The following is a 19,172-nucleotide window of genomic DNA, read 5'->3' on the forward strand; positions in this document are numbered from 1 at the left end:
GGCGACCGCCGCCGTCGCTAGCGTAGGTGCCGTGCAGATTGGTGTGAACGTACCGAACTTCGCCCCGGGCACCGACCCCGAGACGCTGCGACGGTGGGCGCAGACGGTCGAGGACCTCGGCTTCGACCTGCTGATGGTCTCCGACCACATCGCGGTGACCCCGGACGTGGCCGAGCAGTATCCGGCGCCGTTCTACGAGCCGTTCACCACGCTGTCCTGGCTGGCCGGGGTGACCCGCCGGGTTCGACTGGGCACCACGGTGCTCATCGTGCCGTACCGGCATCCGCTGCTCACCGCCCGGATGGCCGCGAACCTCAACCGGCTCAGCGGCGGCCGGCTCGTCCTCGGTGTCGGCGTCGGCTGGGCCCGGCAGGAGTTCGAGGCGCTCGGTGTGCCGTTCCGGCGACGTGGCGCGCTGACCGACGAGTACCTGCGAGCGATGCGCGACGCCTGGCGGAACACCGACGACTACGACACCGCGCCGATCCCGATCTGGGTCGGCGGCAACAGCGAGGCAGGCATCCGTCGCGCGGTGCTGCTCGGTGACGCCTGGCACCCGCTGCGGTTCACACCAGGATGGCTGGCGGACGCGGCCGGGCGGCTGAAGGCCACCGCCGACGAACTGGGCCGTCCGGCGCCCGCGCTGATGCCCCGCATCGCACTGCGGGAGACCCGTGAACCGGTCACCGACCCGGACCGGCTCGCCGGGGTCGGCACCATCCACCAGATCGTCGCTGACCTCGAACAGCTGCGGCTGCTCGGCGCGGAGACGGTGGTGCTCGACCCGTTCAACGGTGACCTGACCGAGATCCGCCAGCCCGAACGCGCCTGGCAGACCCTTGCGGCCGTGGCCGCGTACCACAATTCCCAGGAGGACCGATGAAGCCCGACGACGAGAAGTTCCTCCGCCGTGCTGTGGAGATCGCCGGCGAAGCCGGAGTGCTGGGCGAGCGCCCGTTCGGCTCGTTGCTGGTCGGCGCGGACGGCACCGTCCTGGTCGAGGACCACAACACCGTGGTCTCCGACAGGGACATCACCGCTCACCCGGAACTGAAGCTGGCCCGCTGGGCCGCCCGGGAGCTCACGCCCGACGTGGCGGCGACCACCACCATGTTCACCAGCTGCGAGCCCTGCCCGATGTGCGCGACCGCCATCGCCCGGTCCGGCCTTGGCCGGGTGGTGTACGCGTTGTCCGCCGAGCAGTTCGAGGAGGTCAAGCCGGCCACCCCGCCGCTGCCCCCGGTGCGGTACGAGGGGCCGGCGCTGTTCGCTGAGGCGCGCCAGCCGATCGACGACTATTACTAGGAGTGCGCCCCGGTCTCAGGCCGACGTGTCCGCTGACGGTGTCGGGCTGGCGAAGATCCAGGTCTCCCACTCCTCGCTCGACACGTAGGTGCTGGCCCGGCCATCGGGGGAAAGGGCGACGAAACCCCCTGCCTCCTCCGGCAGCCGCACCGCACTGGCCCGTGGTCGTGGGTCGCCGACCCTGACCCGCAGCCAGGGGAGCTGTCCGGCACCCTCGACGGCGAGCAGCATCGTGCCGTCCGCGCCGAGCGTGCCGTTATGAACGCACAGTCGCCACCACTCGTTGTCCACCCGAACGTCGGCGTCCGGATCGGCGTACGGGATGCGGACCGTTGGCGTGGCCGAGACCAGGATGAACGGCTGCCATACGGCCATCGGCGTCGGCAAGCCCGGCATTTCCAGGAAGTCGTCGACGGTGAAGCCTGCGTCGGCGACCGCCTTCCGCACGCTCTGCGGGTCGACCATGTCGGGACCCTACCTGCTGGTTCTCCGTCGAGACTGCTGGGCGTGCTCGTTATGGCGTACGCCTCCGGGTCAGTCCGGGGGCGTACGCCATGAGTGAGGGGCCGGTCATTGGGGGAGGACGCCGGTCTTGACGGCGGTGACGAAGGCGGACCAGTCGGCGGGGGCGAAGGCGAGGACGGGTCCCGTCGGGTCCTTGCTGTCGCGCAGCCCGACGAGACCAGGCAGGTTGTCGGCGACCTCGACGCAGTTGCCGGCGTTGTTGCTACGGGTCGACTTGCGCCAGGTGGCGTCGGCCAGGCTAGGCACGGGAGTACTCCTCTGCGATTTCTTTGATCATGCTCTTCGACCGGGATTCGGTGAGGGCACGTCGGGTCATGTCGGCCCAGATGAAGTTGTACGCCTCGGTTTCGTGCGGCTTGTCGAGGTAGACCGCACCGGTGACCGATTCCAGGTAGGCGACCGTCGGCTCCACCTCCTTGCCCCTCTCGTCCCGGTCGAAGTCTAAGATCGAAAACGCTCCGGTCATCGCTCCGGCGTGCAGCCCGGCAGAAAATGGCAGAACTTTGATGGTGACGTTCGGTAGTTCTGTTGCCTTGCCGAGCTGGTGAAGCTGCTCGGCCATGATCGCGGGATTACCGACCGGTCGCCGCAGCATCGCCTCGTTCATTATTACGTTCAGTTGCGGTGGGTTGAAGCGGGTGAGCAGTGCCTGGCGACGGCTGCGAAGCTCGATGAGGCGCTCCCGCTCCTCGTGATCATCGGGGCTGATGGCACCGCCGGGCATCCGGAAGATCTCCTCGGCATAGCGGCGGGTCTGGAGCAGCCCGGGTACCAGTTCCGCCGCGTACTCCCGGATCGTGGCGGCGGACGTCTCGAGTCCGATGTAGAGCTGAAACCAGCGCGGCATGCCCGACCCGAGCCAGTCGTGCCACCAACTCTTCTTCTCTCGGGTGGCGGCGGTCATCGCGAGGAGCAGCTCCCGCTGCTCGTCGGAGGCGCCGTAGAGCTGGAGCATCTGCTCGACGTCCGCCTGCCGAAAGCGGACGCTCTCCGCACCGTTTTCGATCCGGTGCAGGGTCACGCGGGCCCGGTCGAGCTGGACCGCCGCCTGGTCCATGGTGATGCCCGCTGCCCGCCGGAGCGCGGCGAACTTCCGACCGATCTGGCGCCGGAGCATCGTCGAGGCGACTACTGGCTGTGACACCGGCTGGCTCCCGTCCTGGGTTTCCTGGTCAGTGGTCCGTCCAAATCAAATAGCCATTGTCTAACCGCGAATAGACACGTGACAGAGTGTACTGACGTTGAGAGATCATCGGCAATAAGTGTCTCTGATGAAACATTGCATTTCCCGTGGGTCAATGCTTCACTCCCCTCAGGCTGATGTGGAACTGAGGCGTCGGCCGAGCTGAACGCCCCTGTCGCAGCGGCCTCGACGGAGGTCGAGGTGGACTGACGGGGCGCCATTCCCTCGTCGATCAATAGAAGGTGGCCTCATCGTGCGTCTCGGGTTATCAGCCCTCCGTCGGTCGAAGCGGCCGACGAGAGAGCAGCGGGGCAGTGGCTATTACCGGTCGGCGGCGTACCTGCCGTTGCGGCCGTGGCAGGTGCGGGACCGGCGGTTCCGGCTCGCCCGGGTCGGACAGCGCGGCTTCGACCAGGCCGAGGTCCGGGCCTTCCTCGCCCAGCTCGCCGACGATCTGGCCGCCGCGTACGAGGCGGTGGCCCACAGTCGGCAGGAAACGGCCCGGATCAAGGACGCGTTGCGGCGGTGGCAGTCGGAGCAGGCCGGCACGGTGGGTGAACGGGGTCGACCCTGATGCGGTACATCATCCAACTGCCTGTCACCGCCGTCGACCTGCAGACCGCGATCCGGTTGGCCCGGGTGGTCGCCCGGACGACGAGCTTCCTGCCGCAGGTCGACTCCCGGGCCACCACCGTCGCCGAGCACGGTGATTCCGGCGTACGGCATCGGGCCTTCTGCGACCTGAGGCTGCCGGACGGTCGGGGCTGTCTGCTGCGGGCCGGCCACGACGGTACGTGTTCCCGCCGCCTCCGACGCTGACCCGACACCCCCTGTTGCCTGTGAAACCGGAGGAGTGAGCCGTGCGCCTGGTGATGACGCTGGTGGTGGTCGGGGTGTTCGGTTTCGCCGCCGGCCTGTTTCTGTTCAAGGTCAAGTCGCGGTGGTGCCCGCAGTGCGGCGCCCGGCTCAGATGCCCCGACTGCCGCAGTCGAATCCCACGCCCTTATCTGCGCAACAGTCGTCCGAGTGGCTGGCGGTGAACCCGCCGTCGGCGTACCCGAATCTCCTGCCCGCCGTCGTCGTCACCGGCACAGCGCGGCGGCGGGCAGGACCCCCAAACGGAACGAAGGTGTCCACTTGTGCCCAGTTCATTCGCCGGTCCCGGTGACGTTGTGCGTCTCCCGGTCGAGGACTACCTCTACGGCGACGCCCCGGTCACGGTACGGATCGTCGGTATCGACGACAATCTTGACCGGATTCCCGGCCTCGAATGGATACGGATCCTCGCCGCCGACACCGCGCGGCCGGGCGCGAAACCGTACCCGATCATCGTCCGCGCCACCGCGCTGCGCCGCCCGGGGGCCTGACGGTGCGGGTGACCGGGCCGCCCGGTCACCCGGTCGGGACCGGTCCCGGTGGGCGTCACACGTCGCCCGGTTCGTCGTGCGGTTGCTCAACTGCCGCCTCGGCGGCCAGCCGGGGTGTGACATCGGAGGCTGCTGTGCGGACGTCCGCCAGCAGCTTGGCGATCGCCGCCTCGGTGACCCAGGCGTCGCCGTTACGGTTGACGGCACCCAGCCAGTCACCGATGTCCCAGATCGCCCGGCAGGCAGCCAGTACGGGGAACCCGGCCACCTCGCTCTCGCTCAGCGGACGGACCTGCTGGTAGCCGGCGAGGACCGCTGCCCAGCGTGCGCGTTCCTCCTCCGGCGCGTCGGGGCCGCGATAGAGGACGACCAGGTCGTACGCGCGTAACCCGAACCCGCAGTGGTCGAAGTCGAACGTGACGAGCCGTCCGTCGCCGTCGATGTGGGTGTTGCCCCGGTGCAGGTCGGCGTGGATGATCCCGTACCCGCCGTCGATCGCCCGGAGTCGCTGGAGCTCGCCGGTCAGTCGTTCGCCGAGTCTGCCGAGTTCGGCGAGGTCCGCTCTGGCCCGGTCCGAGCGGGCATAGGGTGCCAGGCTGGCCAGCGGCCGTTCGACGAGGATGTGTTCGTCGAGGTGGTAGCGGTCGTGGCTGGTGTGGAAGGCGTCCATCGTCAGGTGCATCCTGGCTATGCCGGAGCCGTACTCGCGCCACTGCTCGGCGGTCAGCGTGTTCTGGTACAGGGGTGTGCCGGGCGCGTGGGTGAACAGGGCGAAGTTTCGTTCGCCCTCGGGCGCCGTCAGCCGGCCGAGCCGGTCGCCGGAGATCCGTTGGTACGGGCGGATGACGCTCAGTTCGGCTGCAGCCAGGTGATCGAGCAGGTCGAGTTCGAAGCGAAGGTCGGATTCCGAACGGATCCAGTACTTCTCCCGGTTGTAGACCCGCAGCACGCGGCGACCGCCCTCGGCGTCGGTGACCAGGTAGGTGTCGTTGAAGCCGCGGTTCAGCAGGCTCACCGTGACCGGCGCGGCGATGGCATACTCCCGTGCCACGAGCTGGCCGAGGTCCCCGGCGTGAAGGAGCGAGTGGGTCACGCGCATGTCGAGTGAGCCTATGCGGGGACCAGGCGGCCCACCAGGAAATCTGTAGCATCCGCCGGAAACATTCCAGGTCGGGAGGTCCGGTTCGTGACGGTGGTGACCGGTTGAGCAACGAAGAGGCGCGGCTGACGGAGCTGCGCGACGAGCTGAGGCGGGACGACCTGGACCTCGACGCCTTCAGCATCTCCTTCGAGAGCGCCGTGTACGAGCTTGCGCCGTACGAGGGTCGCGACCTTCCACCGCGTTTTGTCGAGTTGGTCAACGAGCTTGAGAGAATTCGTTTCCGGGAGCGCCCGGAGAACCAGCGCGCCGCGGTCGTACGGCTCGTGGACAGAGCTGCCCGGATGCTGAGCATCGAGAACGCCGCGCCGACCGCTGGTGACACGGCTCTCGCGGCCTATCGGGAGAGTCCTTCCTACCAACGTCGGCTGACCGTCTTCGCGCTGGGCCTGGCGGTGCTCACTCTGACGCTCCTGGACCTTGGCGCCTGCGCCGTCGGCTTCGGCGTCGTCATGTTCTGCGGGATCACCAACCGGCTTTCACTTGTCGCCGCCCCCGCCAGCGCGGCGGTGCTGGCGGGGGCGGTGCTTCTTGTGCTGCGGGACCTCGCCATGATCAGTCGCCGTGAGTCGCTTGGTTGGTCGTCACCACGCCTCCTGTGGCGAACGCTGTCGGTGATTGCCACCGACTATGCGAGGGGCGTGGTAGAACAGTTCAAAGTGGACGAAGGTGCTGGCGCCTCGTAGCGGGCGGCGATCGCGGCGGCGCGGTGGTGCAGGGACGTACGCAGCGACTGCGGCGCCAGGGCCTCGGTGTCCGTGGCGAACTGCCACAGTGCCCACTCGGCGTGTCTCGAGTCCTGGAAGGTCAGCTCCAGCCGCAGCCAGCCGTCACCGTCGACCCCTTCGGAGTGGACCGCGAGCGCCGTGCCCACCAGGGCCTCTCGCCGCCTCGGGTGCACCCGGGCCAGCACGAGGACCTGGTCGCCCCCGGTCCGGAACCGGGTGCTGCGCTCCTGCCAGGCCCGGTCCAGGTCGACCCGGTCCGGTCGCTGCGCGGGTTCGTCGAGTTCCTCGGCGGCCAGCACCCGGGACAGTCGGTAGGTGCGGTCCGAGCCGGACCTCGTGGCCAGCAGGTAGCCCTGGTCGCGGACCGTGACCAGGCCGATCGGGTCCACCGTGCGCCATTCCGGGGCCTGGTGGGCAGCCGCGTAGTGGATGCGCAGCTTGTGTCCGGCGAGCACCGCACGCCGGATCTCGGCCATCACGGCGTCGGGCACCTCCTCGGCAACCAGCCGGCGTGACAGGAGGTCGGAATCCGGGTCGACGAGCAGTCGCTGGGCCGCACCGGCCGCGGTGGCCCGATAGCTTTCGGGCAGCGCGTCGACCACCTTGCGCATCGCCGAGGCGAGTGCCGTCCCGAGACCGAACGCCTGCGCCCCGCTGCGCGATCCGGCGACCAGCAGGGCGAGCGCCTCGTCATGGTTGAGTCCGGTGAGCTCGGTGTGGAAACCGGGCAGCAGTGCGAAACCACCGTGCCGACCCCGTTCGGCGTAGACCGGAACGCCGGCTGCGGAGAGTGCCTCGATGTCACGCAGCACGGTACGGGTGGACACCTCCAACTCGCGGGCGAGCGTGTCCGCGGTCAACCGACCGCGCTGGCGCAGCAGCAGTACCAGCGAGACCAACCTGTCGGCGCGCACCCCGGAACCGTACCGAAATACACGACACAACGTGTCACGTATTCGTTGGCATCCTCGACGACACGGCGCCAGCGCACGGGTCTTCGGGCCGAGCCGACGGGCGTCCGTCCTTTCCGGACAATCGAATGGAGCTGTCGTGGCAGTGGAACGAACCGCGGTCAACCCGGTGACGTGGTCGGTGGAGATGGGATTCAACCAGGGTGAGGTTGTTTCCGGGCACACCCGCACCCTGTACGTCTCGGGACAGACCGCGATGAGCACCGACGGCAAGCCCCAGCATGACGGTGACATGGCCGGACAGTTGGCCCTGAGCCTCGACAACCTGGAGGCCGTGCTCGGCGAGGCCGGGATGTCCCTGGCGAACGTCGTCCGGCTCAACGTCTACACCACCGACGTCGATCTGCTGTTCCCGCACTACGGCGTGCTGGCGTCGCGGTTGGGTGCCGCCGGGGTGGCACCGACCACCACAATGCTCGGCGTGACCCGGCTGGCGATCCCCGGCCAGATGGTCGAACTCGAGGCGACCGCCGTGGCGTGAGGTGACCTTGGCGCCGCTGCCGCTCGTGCCGGTCGGACCGGCACGAGCGGCAGGCAGGTGCTGATTCCGGATGGCCGAGAGCACCACGCCACGCTCGCCCCGACCGCCCCCGGCAGCTACGAACGGAGCGGCCGAGGCGCCTACGAACCGACCGGTTCGAGGGCGCCCCAGCCGTCCGGGACCGGCAGGCCGGCCGCCCGGCGGGCCAGGATCGCGGCGCCGACCTGGGCGGCGGTCGCCCCGAACGCCGACGGCAGTAGCTCGGGCGCGTCCCGCCAGGCGAGCGCGCCGGCCAGGGCCGTGCGGACCGGGTCGAAGAGCTGGTCGCCGGCCTGGGCGAGCCCACCGCCGAGGACGATCCGGGCCGGGTCGAGGGTCAGGGTCAGGGTGGCCAGGGCGAGCCCCAGCGCCTCGGTCGCGTCGTCCCAGACCGACCGGGCCAGCGGGTCGGTGTGGTACGCCGCGGCGATTGCCCGACTGTCCAGGCCCGAAACGCCGCCGAGGCGTACGTAGCGTTTGGCCAGGCCGCCGGCGGAGGCGTACACCTCGAGGCAGCCGCGCTGGCCGCAGCTGCACGGCTCGCCGCCCGGGTGGACCGGCATGTGCCCGACCTCGCCGGCCGACCAGGTGGTCCCCGGTACCGGCATGCCGTGTACCACGACGGTGGCGGCGATCCCGGTGCCGAGCGGCAGCAGCAGGAAGTTGTCCAGCCCACGGCCGGCGCCGGCGACCGCCTCGGCGACCCCGGCGGTCCGGACGTCGTGCCCGACCGCGACCGGCAGCCCGAGATCGTCGCCGACCAGCGCGCGCAGCGGCACGTCTCGGAACCGGATGTTGGAGGCGTAGCGCACCACCCCGGCGGCCTCGTCGACGATGCCCGGGGTCACCACCCCGATCCCGGCCGGCGTGGCGCCGAGGGCGAGCGCGTCGTCGCGCAGCCGCCGGCCCAGGGTACGGACCGCCTCGACCGGGTCGATACCCTCGGCGACCCCCGACGGAACCACCAGGCTGTGCCGGAGCCGACCGGTCCCGTCGACCACCGAGCCCTTCATCGTGGTGCCGCCGACGTCGATCGCGAGGACCGCCGGGCCCTCGGACGGACCCGCCGGGTCCACAGCGAGCGGACTCACCGGGTCACCACGGTCAGCTCGGCGGCGAAGTCGCGGTCCAGCGGGAAGACCGGCCGGAGCACCCGCTCGTACGGCAGCCGGACCAGGTCCTGGTCGACGCCGCCCGGGGTGAGCGCGAGCCGCCAGTCCCCGGCCGCCTCGAACAGCTCCGGCTCCAGGTAGCCGATCTTGACCACCACCACGTCGACCTGGTCGACCGCGACGCCCAGCCGGGCGTACGACGACAGTAGCCGGTACTGCATCCGGCGGGAGGTGACGAAGACACTGAGCCCGCCGACGCGGATGCTGACACAGCGTCCGCCGTCGGGGTCCTCGGCGACCGCCTCCAGGGTGCCCTGCAGCGTCAGGGGTCCCGGATCCCGGGGGTCGATCCGACCTCCGACGCTCACCTCGACCGGGGAGCCGATCGGCTGGTCGGCGACCTCCGCCACCGCCTCCGGGTCGACCAGGGAGGCGTACACCGCCCGGACCGCACCGTTCGAGATCTCCGGCCGGGCCAGCATCCGGCCGAGCGCGAAGGTGACGTCGTCGGCGCCGCCGGCGCCCGGGTTGTCCCCGGAGTCGCTGATGAAGAACGGCCGTCGCGCCGGGTCGGCGACCGCGTCGAGCGCGGTCTCCAGGCACTCGTCCATCGAGCCGGTGGGGGCGACGAAGGCGAACCCGTCGCGGGCCGCCCAGAACGCCTCGCCGAGTTCCCGGGCCGCCTCGGCGGTCGCGGTCGGGTCGGTGCCGGTGGCGACCACCGCGGCCCGGCAACGCGGCTGGTCGGCCCAGGCGAACCCGACCCAGATCGCCGCGTCGATGACCCCGTCGCGGGCCTCGACCTGCGGGATCCGGGCGTAGAGGCCGAGCGCCGGCTCGTCCCGGGTGCTGGTCATCTCGCCGGGCAGCAGGATCGGCACGTGCACCAGCGCCTTGTGCGGCCGTTCCTGCCGACGCAGCGCCTCGACCAGGTTGCGGGCCGCCCGCTCCCGGGTCTCCCAGACGTCGACGTGCGGTGCGGTGCGGTAGCAGGTGAGCAGGTCGCAACCGTCGAAGAGCACGTGCGAGACGTTGCCGTGCAGGTCCATCGCGGCGGAGACGAACGGCTCCGGGCCGATCTGCGCCCGGATCGCGGTGATCAGGTCACCCTCGGCGTCGTCGCGCCCGACGACGCTCATCGCGCCGTGGATGTCGAGCAGCATCCCGTCCACCGGACCCGCCTCGGCCAGCTTCTCCACGATCTCGGTCGCCCAGGCGTCGTACGTCGCCGGTTCGACCGCGCCGCCGGGCAGGGCCCGGGCGTGTACGAGCGGGATCCACTCGACGTCGGCCGCCCAGTCGGCGACCGGGGAGAGCCAGGCGTACCGGGCGAGCAGGGCGTCGCCCCGGGTGACCTCGAAGTCTCCGGCGGTGCTCAGGTGGGGCGAGAAGGTGCTGGACTCGATGTGGATGCCGCCGATGGCGACACGGAGGGGACGGGGCACGGGTGTTGCTCCTCAGGAGGGTCGTACGTCGGCCGTGGTGCGTAGCAGGTGTCCGAGGCCGACCAGGGCCGCGTCGGGGCCCGCGATGCTGGCTTCGATCATCAGGGACTGGGTCATGGACGGCAGGCAGCGTTCGTAGAGCATGCCGCGCGCGGCGGCCACGTAGACGTCCAGACTGGACAGTGCGCCGCCGATCACGACGGCGTCCGGGTTGAGGAAGTTGACCAGCCCGGACAGGGCGACCCCGAGCAGGCCGCCGGCGGTGCGGACCATGGTCACCACGGTCGGGTCGGCGTTGCCGACGGCGGTCATGATGTCCCGGGTGGTGGTCGCCGGGGAGCCCTGCTCGGCGAGCTGACGGGCCAGGGCGGCGCCGCTGGCGACGGTCTCCAGGCAGCCGCGGCTGCCGCAGGAGCAGTGCCGTTCGCCGCTGTCGGCGACCCGTACGTGGGTGACGTCGCCGCTGAGTCCACGGCCGCCGCGGTGGATCTGACCGCCGCTGACCAGGCAGGCGCCGATGCCGGTGCCGGCCTTGACGTAGATCATGTCGCCGGTCTCCCGGCCCCGGGTGACGTGCTCGCCGATCGCCGCCGCCTTGGCGTCGTTCTCGACGACCACCGGCACCTTGAAACGTTCCCGCAGGTGGTTTCGGGGGTCGACACCGCTCCAGCCGGGCATCCGGGCCGGGCCGATCAGCCGGCCGCCGGGGTACTCGACCGGGCCGGGCAGGGCCACCCCGACGCCGAGCAGGGCCTGTCCGGGTGCGGTCTCCCCGGAGAGTCGGGTGACGGTGGCCGCGACGACGTCGAAGACCTCGGCGGGACCGGCGGCGATGTCGATCGCCACCTCCTCGGCGGCCCGCAGCGTGCCGTCGGGGGCGCAGAGGCCGACCCGGGCGTGCTGCCCGCCGAGTTCGGCGACGGCGTGGATCCCGGCGGTCTCGCGCAGGCGCAGGATCCGGGGACGTCGTCCACCGGTGGACCGGCCGACCCCCTCCTCCAGGACGGCGCCCTCCTCAAGCAGTCGGCGGACCACGGTGGTGACCGTCGACGGGGCGACCTGCAACGCCTCGACGAGGTCGGCGCGGGAGGTGGCCGCACCGCTGGCGAGCAGGCTGAGGGTCTGGTCGCGCAGGGTGGCGGAGATCGATGACTCCGACATGCCTCTCCTCCTTCGGGCCGGTCGTCCGGCGTCGCCTCAGCTTGTCGGGTGCAACTGCCGGAGCCGGACACCGGGGTCACCGCGAAGAGTATCGGACGTTGCTTCGCCGGGTTTGATCGTAGCCTGACATAAGTCGCCGAATAAAGAGAGATTTTTTCGTTGACTCGAAACTTACCCCCGGCTACATTCTCGACATCGAACGCTCGAGGAGCATCACCAGGCGGCCGGGACGCGAGTCGACGCCGCTGGCGCCCGGAGACGCGGGGCACGTGCAGATCAATCGAGGAGATCCATGAGGAGCAGATTTTCCGGGCGCGCACTCCGCAGCGCGGTGGCCGTGGTCGGTGCGGTCACCATCGGGGTCGGCCTGGCCGCCTGCGGCGGCGGCAGTGGTTCGTCGAAAGAAGGCGGAAGTCAGGGCAAGGACACCGCGACGGTCGCCTTCCGTACCCCCAACTGGATCCTGCCGATCTCGGCGCCGGGTTTCACCCAGGGGGAGAACGCCATCTTCGGCCAGGCGCTGTACCGGTCGCTCTACCAGTACAAGCTTGACGGCTCGGCGCAGTACAACATCGACCCGAACCGGTCGATGGCCGAGGTCCCGGTGGTCAGCGACGGTGGCAAGACGCTGACCATCACGCTCAAGGACAACACCTGGTCCGACGGCAAGCCGGTGACCACCAAGGACATCCAGTTCTGGTACGACCTGGTCACCGCGAACAAGGACAAGTGGGCGTCGTACCGGGCCGGCGGCTTCCCGGACAACATCGCCAACTGGACGATCAAGGACGACAAGACCTTCTCGGTCACGACGAAGCAGGTCTACAACACCGCCTGGTTCGTGGACAACCAGCTCAACCGGATCACCCCGCTGCCCCAGCACGCCTGGGACAAGGACTCGGCGGGCGCGACCGTGGGCAACCTGGCCAGCACCCCGGAGGGTGCGCGGAAGGTCTTCGACTTCCTCACCGCCGCCTCCAAGGATCCGAAGACGTACGCCACGAACGAGCTGTGGAAGGTCAACAGCGGCCCGTGGAAGCTGGAGAAGTACGTGCCGAACGGCGAGGTCACCCTCGCCGCCCAGCCGAACTACTCCGGCACCGACAAGCCGAAGCTCAGCAAGATCGTGCTGCGGCCGTTCACCAGCGACGACTCCGAGTTCAACGTGCTCCGCTCCGGTGAGCTCGACTACGGGTACGTCCCCGCGGCCAACCTCTCCCAGGAGGACTACCTCAAGTCCAAGGGCTACACCGTCTCACCCTGGTACGGCTGGTCCATCACGTACCTGCAGCTGAACTTCAACAACCCCAAGACCGGGGTGCTGTTCAAGCAGCCGTACCTGCGGCAGGCGATGCAGCTGCTGATCGACCAGAAGACGATCAGCAAGGTGATCTGGTCCGACAGTGCCGCCCCGACCTGCGGCCCGGTGCCGGCCAAGCCCGGCTCCAACGCCGCCGGCGAGGGCTGCGTCTACGGGTTCGATCCGGCCCAGGCCAAGACCCTGCTGGAGAGCCACGGCTGGAAGGTCACCCCGGACGGCGAGACCACCTGCGCCACCCCGGGCAGCGGCCCGAACCAGTGCGGTGACGGCATCGCCGCCGGCACCCCGCTGAAGTTCACCGTCACCAGCCAGACCGGTTTCGCCGCCACCACCAAGATGTTCGCCGAGATCAAGTCGCAGTTCGCCAAGCTCGGCCTCCAGCTGGACATCAAGGAGGTCCCGGACTCGGTCGCGGTCACCCCGGCCTGTAAGCCGACCGAGGCCAGCTGCTCCTGGGACATGTCCTTCTTCGGCTCCCAGGGCAGCTGGTACTACCCGGCGTTCGCCAGCGGCGAGCGGCTCTTCGCCACCGACGCCCCGGTCAACCTGGGCAGCTACAGCAACCCGGAGGCGGACACGCTCATCGAGGCCACCCAGTTCTCCGGCGACGAGAGCGCGCTGAAGGCGTACAACGACTTCCTCGCCAAGGACCTGCCGGTGCTCTGGATGCCGAACCCGGTCTTCCAGATCTCCGCGTACCGGTCCGGCCTGCAGGGCGTCGAGCCGCAGGACCCGATGAACTACATGTACTTCCAGGACTGGTCCTGGAAGTGACCATCCACTGATTCGTTCCGGTCCCGGCGGCGCACCCGTGCCGCCGGGACCCCGATCGGGGAGGAGCGGCCCAGGTGGTCCGGTACCTCATCACACGCTTGGGCCAGGCGCTCATCGTCGTCGTGCTCGTCACGGTGATCGCCTTCCTCATCCTGCACCTGCTGCCCGGCGGCGCGGCCCGGGCCACGCTCGGCAAGGAGGCGACGCTGGAGCAGCTGGCGGCCTTCAACCACGAGATGGGCTACGACAAGCCCTGGATCCAGCAGTACGGCATGTACCTGCAGCGTCTGCTGCACGGCGACCTCGGCTACTCGTACCAGCTCAACCAGTCGGTCACCGAGGCGATCACCCAGCGGCTGCCGAAGACGATGGTGCTGTCGCTGCTGTCGACCCTGCTCGCGGTCGTGGTCGCCATCCCGCTCGGCGTCATCCAGGCGGTACGCCGCAACCGCTGGCCGGACTACACCATCACCTCGCTGTCGCTGCTGGCGTACGCGACGCCCATCTTCTTCATGGGCCTGATGATGATCATCCTGTTCTCGCAGGTCTGGCCGATCCTGCCGCCCGAGGCGCCACAGGGTTTCACCGTGGCCGAGGTGCTCGCCGACCCGGCCGGGCTGGTCCTGCCCACGGTCACCCTCGCCATCGTCACCATCGCCGTCTACTCGCGGTACGTCCGCTCCTCCATGGTCGACAACCTCAACGAGAACTACGTCCGTACCGCGCGCAGCAAGGGGCTGTCCGAGTGGCGGGTGGTCTTGCGGCACACCCTGCGCAACGGGCTCTTCCCGGTCATCACCCTGCTCGGGATGTACCTGCCCGCGCTGTTCAGCGGTGCCCTGGTCGTCGAGTCGCTGTTCAACTTCCCCGGCATGGGGCAGCTGTTCTGGCAGGCGGCCCTGAAGCGTGACTTCCCGATCCTGCTCGGGGTCACCCTGATCATCTCGATCGCGACGGTGGTCGGCGCCCTGCTCGCCGACCTGCTCTACGCCGCCGTCGATCCCCGGGTCCGACTCCGCGGGAGCACCTCATGAGCACACTGTCCGAGGCGGTCCCGCCGGTCACCGCACCGCAGCAGCCGGCCGGGACGGCCGAGCCGCCGGTCCGCGGCATGTGGCGGCAGGGCCTGGTCGTCTTCTGCGAGAACCGGCTCGCCCTGGTCGGTCTGGGCCTGTTCATCCTGCTCGCCGGGGTCTGCTTCCTCGGCCCGCTCTTCTACCACACCGACCAGGTGCACACCGACCTCGCCTCGGTGCACCTCGCCCCCGGCGAGCAGGGCCACCCGCTCGGCACCGACGGGGTCGGCTACGACCAGCTCGGTCGGCTGATGCTCGGCGGCCAGACCTCGATCGTGGTCGGGCTCGCCGCCGGCCTGCTCGCCACCGCGCTCGGCACCCTCTGGGGCGCGGTCGCCGGCTTCGTCGGCGGCTGGGCAGACTCGGCGATGATGCGGGTGGTCGACGCGATGATGTCGATCCCGTCGCTGTTCCTCTTCATGCTGCTGGCCGCGATCGTCACCCCGACCGTGCCGATGCTGATCCTGATCATCGGGGCCTTCGCCTGGCTCGGCCCGGCCCGGCTGGTCCGCGGCGAGGCGCTGACCCTGCGCTCCCGCGAGTACGTCCAGGCGATGCGGGGCATGGGCGGCACCGGCGGCCGGGCGGTACGCCGGCACATCGTGCCGAACGCGATCGGCACGGTGATCGTCAACGCGACCTTCCAGGTCGCGGACGCGATCCTGTACGTCGCGTACCTGTCCTTCCTCGGGCTCGGCGTACCGCCACCGGCGGCGAACTGGGGCGGGATGCTCTCCGACGGTCTCGCGGACACCTACAGCGGCCACTGGTGGCTGCTGTATCCGCCCGGAATCGCCATCATCCTCATCGTGCTCGCCTTCAACTTCATCGGCGACGGGTTGAGGGACGCCTTCGAGGTCCGCCTCCGGCGACGCTAGGCAGGAGCAGGGAAATGAGCGCACCGAACGATTCGACACCGCCCGAGGTGGCCCGCGACCGGGCCGGCGGGCAGCCCCTGCTGGAGCTGCGTGACCTCCGGACCGACATCGCGCTGCGGCGTGGCACCGTGCACGCCCTGGACGGGGTCAGCCTCGAGGTGATGCCGGGCGAGACCCTCGGTGTCGTCGGCGAGTCGGGCAGCGGCAAGACGATGACCGCACTGTCCATCATGGGGCTGCTGCCGCACGGCGGCGCGGTGACCGGCGGGCAGATCCTCTTCGAGGGTCGTGACCTGCGGTCCCTGCCGCGCGACGAGGTACGCCGGATCCGGGGCGTCCGGATGGGCATGGTCTTCCAGGACCCGCTCACCTCGCTCAACCCGACCATGCGGATCGGCACCCAGGTCGCCGAGCCGCTCCGGGTCCACCAGCGGGTCGGCAAGGCGGAGGCCCGGGACCGGGCGATCGAGATCCTGCGCCGGGTCGGGATGCCGCGCCCGGAGCGGATCGTCGACAACTACCCGCACGAACTCTCCGGCGGGATGCGGCAGCGGGTCGCCATCGCGATGGCCCTCGTCTGCTCGCCACGGCTGCTCATCGCCGACGAGCCGACCACCGCGCTGGACGTGACGACCCAGCGGCAGATCCTCGAGCTCATCGACGACCTGCGCGAGGAGTTCGGCATGGCGGTCGTCCTGGTCACCCACGACCTCGGGGTGATCGCCGGCCGGGCCGACCGGGTCGCGGTGATGTACGCCGGCCGGGTGGTGGAGACCGCAGCGACCGGTGACCTGTTCCGGTCACCCCGGCACCGCTACACCGAGGCGCTGATGGCCGCCCTGCCCGAGTCGGCGATCCGGGACGAGGGCGAGCACGCCCGGCTCTACAGCATTCCTGGGCTGCCGCCGGACCTGTCCCAACCGCTGGCTGGCTGCCGGTTTGCGCCGCGCTGCCGGTACATCACCGACGAGTGCCGCAGCGCCGAGGTCACCCTGACCGGAACCGGTCACCAGCACGCCTGCCTGCATCCGGTCACGGTGGCCTCCCCGGGCACCGGGCTCGGGGCGGCGGACGCAACCGCCGAGCCGGGAGAGCCGGCCGCGCCCGCTGAACCGACCGTGCTCGTTGAGCCGACGGTGCCCGCTGAGTCCGCCGTACCGGTCGGGTCGGCGACCACGGCACCGGCGGCAGCCGTACCGGTCGAGCCGGCGACCGCGACGCCGGCCGGTGGACCGGCGCCGATCCTGTCCGTCCGCGACCTGGTGAAGAACTATCCGGCCGGCGGCAGCGGGCTGCTGCGCCGGGACGCCGGCCAGGTGAGCGCGGTCGCCGGGGTCTCGTTCGAGGTACGTCCGGGAGAGACCTTCGGACTGGTCGGCGAGTCCGGGTGCGGCAAGTCCACGGTGGGTCGGCTGGTCGTCGGGCTGGAACGGCCGAGCGCCGGGCAGATCGTCCTGGACGGCACCGACCTCAGCACCCTCGCCGGCCGGGAACGTCGCCGGATGCACCGGCAGGTCCAGCTGATGTTCCAGGACAGCTACGCGGCGATGAACCCGCGGATGCGGGTCGACGCGATCCTCGCCGAGCCGCTGGAGATCCAGCAGGTCGGCGACGGTGCCGCCCGTCGGGCCCGGATCTCGTCCCTGCTCGACCAGGTGGGGCTCTCCCGACGGGTGCTGGAACGGTATCCGCACGAGTTCTCCGGCGGCCAACTGCAGCGGATCGGGCTGGCCCGGTCGCTGGCGCTGCAACCCCGGCTGATCGTCGGCGACGAGCCGGTCAGCGCGCTGGACGTGTCGATCCAGGCCCAGGTGCTGAACCTGATGCGGGACCTGCAGTCCGAACTCGGCCTGGCGTACGTTTTCATCAGCCACGACCTCTCCGTCGTCGACTACATGGCGGACCGGATCGGGGTGATGTACCTCGGCAAGCTCGTCGAGGTCGGCCCGGCCCGGGAGGTGGTCCGGGCCGCCCGGCACCCGTACACCCAGGCGTTGATCGACGCGGTGCCGTCGGTGACGCCCGACCCGAAGGCGCCCCGGGAGGGGCTCACCATCCGGGGTGAACTGCCCAGCGCGGTCAACCCGCCGACCGGGTGCCGGTTCCGGACCCGGTGCCCGCTCGCCGCCGAGATCTGCGCGACGGAACCACCGCTGGCCGGCGACGTACACCAGGTCGCCTGCCACTTCCCGCTGCGGCCGGAGTCGGCGGCGGCGACCGCCGGGGCCGGGGCGGCCCGATGAGCGGGCCCTTCCCGACGGTGGAGATCTGTGTCGGCGACGTACCGGGTGCGCTGGCCGCCGAGGCGGCCGGCGCCGACCGGGTCGAACTCTGCGCGGACCTCGGCCAGGGCGGTACGACGCCGAGCCTGGGCGCGGTGGCGGTGGCCCTGCGGACCCTGCGCCGGGTCGGGGTACGGGTGATGGTGCGTCCGCGCGGCGGAGACTTCCGGGTGAGCGACGTCGAGGAGCAGGTGATGGTCGCCGACATCGCGGCGATCCGCGACCTGCCGAACCCGCACGGGCTCGAGGTCGGGGTGGTGGTCGGGGCGCTGAACCCCGACGGTGACCTCGACCTGCCGGTGCTGCGTCGGCTGGTCGAGGCGGCCGGACCGCTGCCGGTGACCGTGCACAAGGCGTTCGACGAGGTCACCGACCAGCACGCCGCGTTGGAGGAGATCATCGCGATCGGCGCCGACGCGGTCCTCACCTCCGGGGCGGCGCCGACCGCGCTGGCCGGCGCGGAACGGCTCGCGGCGCTGCGGAAGCGGGCCGGTGACCGGCTGCGGATCATCGTCGGCGGCGGCGTGCGGTCGCACAACGTCCGCCGGGTGCTCGACGTGACCGGCGCCCGGGAGGTCCACCTGCGGGCACCGGTGCAGCGGGACGGCCGGGAGGCCACCGACGGCGACGAGGTCCGCCGGGTTGTCGCGGTCGCCCGGGCGCGGTGACGCCACACGGACACACCGTCGCATCGACGACGCCGAATTGATTGCGTATTCAACAAGTCTGCGCCATGATCGGTATGGTTTGTTGTCGATGTGAAGGGGGTTCTGCCGTGCGTCGGACACCAGCGAGGATCGGGGCGGGTCTGATCGCGTCCACCGTGCTGACCGTCGGGCTCGGGGTCGCCGCCGCGCCCGCCTCGGCCGCCGCCACCGAGGAATCCGGGCTGACCTTCTATGACCCGACCTTCACCACCCCGGTGCTGCACCTCGACGCCCCGACCGGCGAGTGCCTGGCCCTGCCGCCGACCGCCGGCGCCCTCGTGGGGTGGAGCGGGTTCACCGACGTCGAGACGTACCGGACCACGGACTGCACCGGGTACGCGGTCAGCAACGGCACCCTACGCACCTTCACCCCCGGGAGCTACCAGAGCTTCCGCGCCTTCTGACCGGCTGCACACCTTCGCGGGCCCGGTCCTACACTTCCCGGCGGCGGACCGTAGCGCAGCGGTCGTCGCGTCCGGTCTCCAAAACCGGAAGGACGCCGGTTCGAATCCGGCCGGTCCGCCACCCGAAACCGGGTACCCGCGACGATCCCCGGCGCCCTACACTGCCTCGCGGCGGGTCGTAGCGCAGCGGTAGTCGCGCCTCCTTATCAGGGAGGAGGACGCCGGTTCGAATCCGGTCGGCCCGCCCCCAGGTA

General features: G+C 70.5%; 22 protein-coding genes and 2 tRNA genes. 16 read left to right on the forward strand and 8 right to left on the reverse strand.

Annotated features, from left to right (window positions below):
- Window positions 1-31: 31 nt before the first annotated feature.
- A complete protein-coding gene (locus tag ABGB05_RS28935) occupies window positions 32-883 on the forward strand; it encodes a TIGR03619 family F420-dependent LLM class oxidoreductase (protein WP_347657084.1) in 852 nt (283 codons plus the stop codon).
- Window positions 880-1,305, forward strand: coding sequence for a nucleoside deaminase (locus ABGB05_RS28940; RefSeq protein ID WP_347657085.1), 426 nt, complete (start codon window positions 880-882; stop codon window positions 1,303-1,305). Before ABGB05_RS28935 ends, ABGB05_RS28940 begins: the two co-directional genes overlap by 4 nt.
- A 15-nt stretch (window positions 1,306-1,320) precedes the next feature.
- Here ABGB05_RS28940 and ABGB05_RS28945 read toward each other — a convergent pair whose 3' ends face one another.
- The 3 genes from ABGB05_RS28945 to ABGB05_RS28955 form a co-directional block, all read right to left on the reverse strand.
- Window positions 1,321-1,770, reverse strand: a complete 450-nt coding sequence (locus ABGB05_RS28945; RefSeq protein ID WP_347657086.1) for a hypothetical protein — start codon at window positions 1,768-1,770, stop codon at window positions 1,321-1,323.
- Window positions 1,771-1,875: 105 nt separating this feature from the next.
- Window positions 1,876-2,076 (reverse strand): DUF397 domain-containing protein, encoded by a 201-nt coding sequence (locus ABGB05_RS28950; RefSeq protein ID WP_347657087.1) that lies wholly within the window; start codon window positions 2,074-2,076, stop codon window positions 1,876-1,878.
- Window positions 2,069-2,947 carry a helix-turn-helix transcriptional regulator gene (locus ABGB05_RS28955; RefSeq protein WP_347657126.1) on the reverse strand — a complete coding sequence of 293 codons (879 nt, stop codon included), beginning with the start codon at window positions 2,945-2,947 and terminating at the stop codon, window positions 2,069-2,071. Before ABGB05_RS28955 ends, ABGB05_RS28950 begins: the two co-directional genes overlap by 8 nt.
- A 319-nt stretch (window positions 2,948-3,266) precedes the next feature.
- On the opposite strand from ABGB05_RS28955, the gene ABGB05_RS28960 reads away from it, so the two are divergent.
- The 4 genes from ABGB05_RS28960 (at window position 3,267) to ABGB05_RS28975 (ending at window position 4,380) form a co-directional block, all read left to right on the forward strand.
- The gene (locus ABGB05_RS28960) at window positions 3,267-3,587 is read left to right on the forward strand and encodes a DivIVA domain-containing protein (protein ID WP_347657088.1); all 321 of its coding nucleotides are present in this window, start codon (window positions 3,267-3,269) and stop codon (window positions 3,585-3,587) included.
- The gene (locus ABGB05_RS28965; protein WP_347657089.1) at window positions 3,587-3,832 is read left to right on the forward strand and encodes a hypothetical protein; all 246 of its coding nucleotides are present in this window, start codon (window positions 3,587-3,589) and stop codon (window positions 3,830-3,832) included. Before ABGB05_RS28960 ends, ABGB05_RS28965 begins: the two co-directional genes overlap by 1 nt.
- Before the next feature lie 41 nt (window positions 3,833-3,873).
- Window positions 3,874-4,053 carry a hypothetical protein gene (locus tag ABGB05_RS28970; protein ID WP_347657090.1) on the forward strand — a complete coding sequence of 60 codons (180 nt, stop codon included), beginning with the start codon at window positions 3,874-3,876 and terminating at the stop codon, window positions 4,051-4,053.
- 132 nt (window positions 4,054-4,185) lie between these two features.
- Window positions 4,186-4,380: a hypothetical protein gene (locus ABGB05_RS28975; protein ID WP_347657091.1), complete on the forward strand. Its 195-nt coding sequence runs from the start codon at window positions 4,186-4,188 to the stop codon at window positions 4,378-4,380.
- A 55-nt stretch (window positions 4,381-4,435) separates the two neighbouring features.
- Here the strand turns inward: ABGB05_RS28975 and ABGB05_RS28980 are convergent, their stop codons facing one another.
- A complete protein-coding gene (locus ABGB05_RS28980) occupies window positions 4,436-5,479 on the reverse strand; it encodes a phosphotransferase (RefSeq protein WP_347657092.1) in 1,044 nt (347 codons plus the stop codon).
- A gap of 104 nt (window positions 5,480-5,583) precedes the next feature.
- Between ABGB05_RS28980 and ABGB05_RS28985 the strand changes: the two genes are divergently transcribed.
- On the forward strand, window positions 5,584-6,225 hold the full coding sequence (locus ABGB05_RS28985) for a hypothetical protein (protein ID WP_347657093.1): 642 nt from the start codon (window positions 5,584-5,586) through the stop codon (window positions 6,223-6,225).
- Here ABGB05_RS28985 and ABGB05_RS28990 read toward each other — a convergent pair.
- Window positions 6,168-7,181, reverse strand: a complete 1,014-nt coding sequence (locus tag ABGB05_RS28990; RefSeq protein WP_347657094.1) for a WYL domain-containing protein — start codon at window positions 7,179-7,181, stop codon at window positions 6,168-6,170. The two genes, ABGB05_RS28985 and ABGB05_RS28990, sit on opposite strands and share 58 nt — an antisense overlap.
- Before the next feature lie 136 nt (window positions 7,182-7,317).
- Between ABGB05_RS28990 and ABGB05_RS28995 the strand changes: the two genes are divergently transcribed.
- The gene (locus ABGB05_RS28995; RefSeq protein ID WP_347657095.1) at window positions 7,318-7,719 is read left to right on the forward strand and encodes a RidA family protein; all 402 of its coding nucleotides are present in this window, start codon (window positions 7,318-7,320) and stop codon (window positions 7,717-7,719) included.
- Window positions 7,720-7,859: 140 nt separating this feature from the next.
- Here the strand turns inward: ABGB05_RS28995 and ABGB05_RS29000 are convergent, their stop codons facing one another.
- Genes ABGB05_RS29000 through ABGB05_RS29010 form a run of 3 tightly spaced genes read right to left on the reverse strand, consistent with a single transcriptional unit; the run spans window position 7,860 to window position 11,476 of the window.
- Window positions 7,860-8,849, reverse strand: a complete 990-nt coding sequence (locus ABGB05_RS29000; protein ID WP_347657096.1) for an ROK family protein — start codon at window positions 8,847-8,849, stop codon at window positions 7,860-7,862.
- Window positions 8,846-10,315, reverse strand: coding sequence for a M81 family metallopeptidase (locus ABGB05_RS29005; RefSeq protein WP_347657097.1), 1,470 nt, complete (start codon window positions 10,313-10,315; stop codon window positions 8,846-8,848). The genes ABGB05_RS29000 and ABGB05_RS29005 overlap by 4 nt, the downstream gene beginning before the upstream one ends.
- A 12-nt stretch (window positions 10,316-10,327) precedes the next feature.
- On the reverse strand, window positions 10,328-11,476 hold the full coding sequence (locus ABGB05_RS29010; protein WP_347657098.1) for an ROK family transcriptional regulator: 1,149 nt from the start codon (window positions 11,474-11,476) through the stop codon (window positions 10,328-10,330).
- Window positions 11,477-11,768: 292 nt separating this feature from the next.
- On the opposite strand from ABGB05_RS29010, the gene ABGB05_RS29015 reads away from it, so the two are divergent.
- From ABGB05_RS29015 to ABGB05_RS29050, 8 genes are all read left to right on the forward strand, one after another.
- Window positions 11,769-13,571 (forward strand): peptide ABC transporter substrate-binding protein, encoded by a 1,803-nt coding sequence (locus ABGB05_RS29015; protein ID WP_347657099.1) that lies wholly within the window; start codon window positions 11,769-11,771, stop codon window positions 13,569-13,571.
- A gap of 74 nt (window positions 13,572-13,645) precedes the next feature.
- On the forward strand, window positions 13,646-14,605 hold the full coding sequence (locus ABGB05_RS29020; protein WP_347657100.1) for an ABC transporter permease: 960 nt from the start codon (window positions 13,646-13,648) through the stop codon (window positions 14,603-14,605).
- Window positions 14,602-15,525, forward strand: coding sequence for an ABC transporter permease (locus ABGB05_RS29025; RefSeq protein ID WP_347657101.1), 924 nt, complete (start codon window positions 14,602-14,604; stop codon window positions 15,523-15,525). Before ABGB05_RS29020 ends, ABGB05_RS29025 begins: the two co-directional genes overlap by 4 nt.
- 14 nt (window positions 15,526-15,539) lie before the next feature.
- Entirely contained in the window at window positions 15,540-17,768 is a 2,229-nt protein-coding gene (locus ABGB05_RS29030; RefSeq protein WP_347657102.1) for an ABC transporter ATP-binding protein, read from the forward strand.
- A complete protein-coding gene (locus tag ABGB05_RS29035) occupies window positions 17,765-18,475 on the forward strand; it encodes a copper homeostasis protein CutC (RefSeq protein WP_347657103.1) in 711 nt (236 codons plus the stop codon). The genes ABGB05_RS29030 and ABGB05_RS29035 overlap by 4 nt, the downstream gene beginning before the upstream one ends.
- 107 nt (window positions 18,476-18,582) lie before the next feature.
- Window positions 18,583-18,918, forward strand: coding sequence for a hypothetical protein (locus ABGB05_RS29040; protein WP_347657104.1), 336 nt, complete (start codon window positions 18,583-18,585; stop codon window positions 18,916-18,918).
- 44 nt (window positions 18,919-18,962) lie between these two features.
- Window positions 18,963-19,037 (forward strand) — tRNA-Trp (locus tag ABGB05_RS29045).
- A 52-nt stretch (window positions 19,038-19,089) separates the two neighbouring features.
- Window positions 19,090-19,164 (forward strand) — tRNA-Asp (locus ABGB05_RS29050).
- The last annotated feature ends 8 nt before the right edge of the window (window positions 19,165-19,172 follow it).

This window comes from Plantactinospora sp. B5E13 (assembly GCF_039871775.1).
In the GTDB taxonomy this organism is placed as follows: Bacteria; Actinomycetota; Actinomycetes; order Mycobacteriales; family Micromonosporaceae; genus Plantactinospora.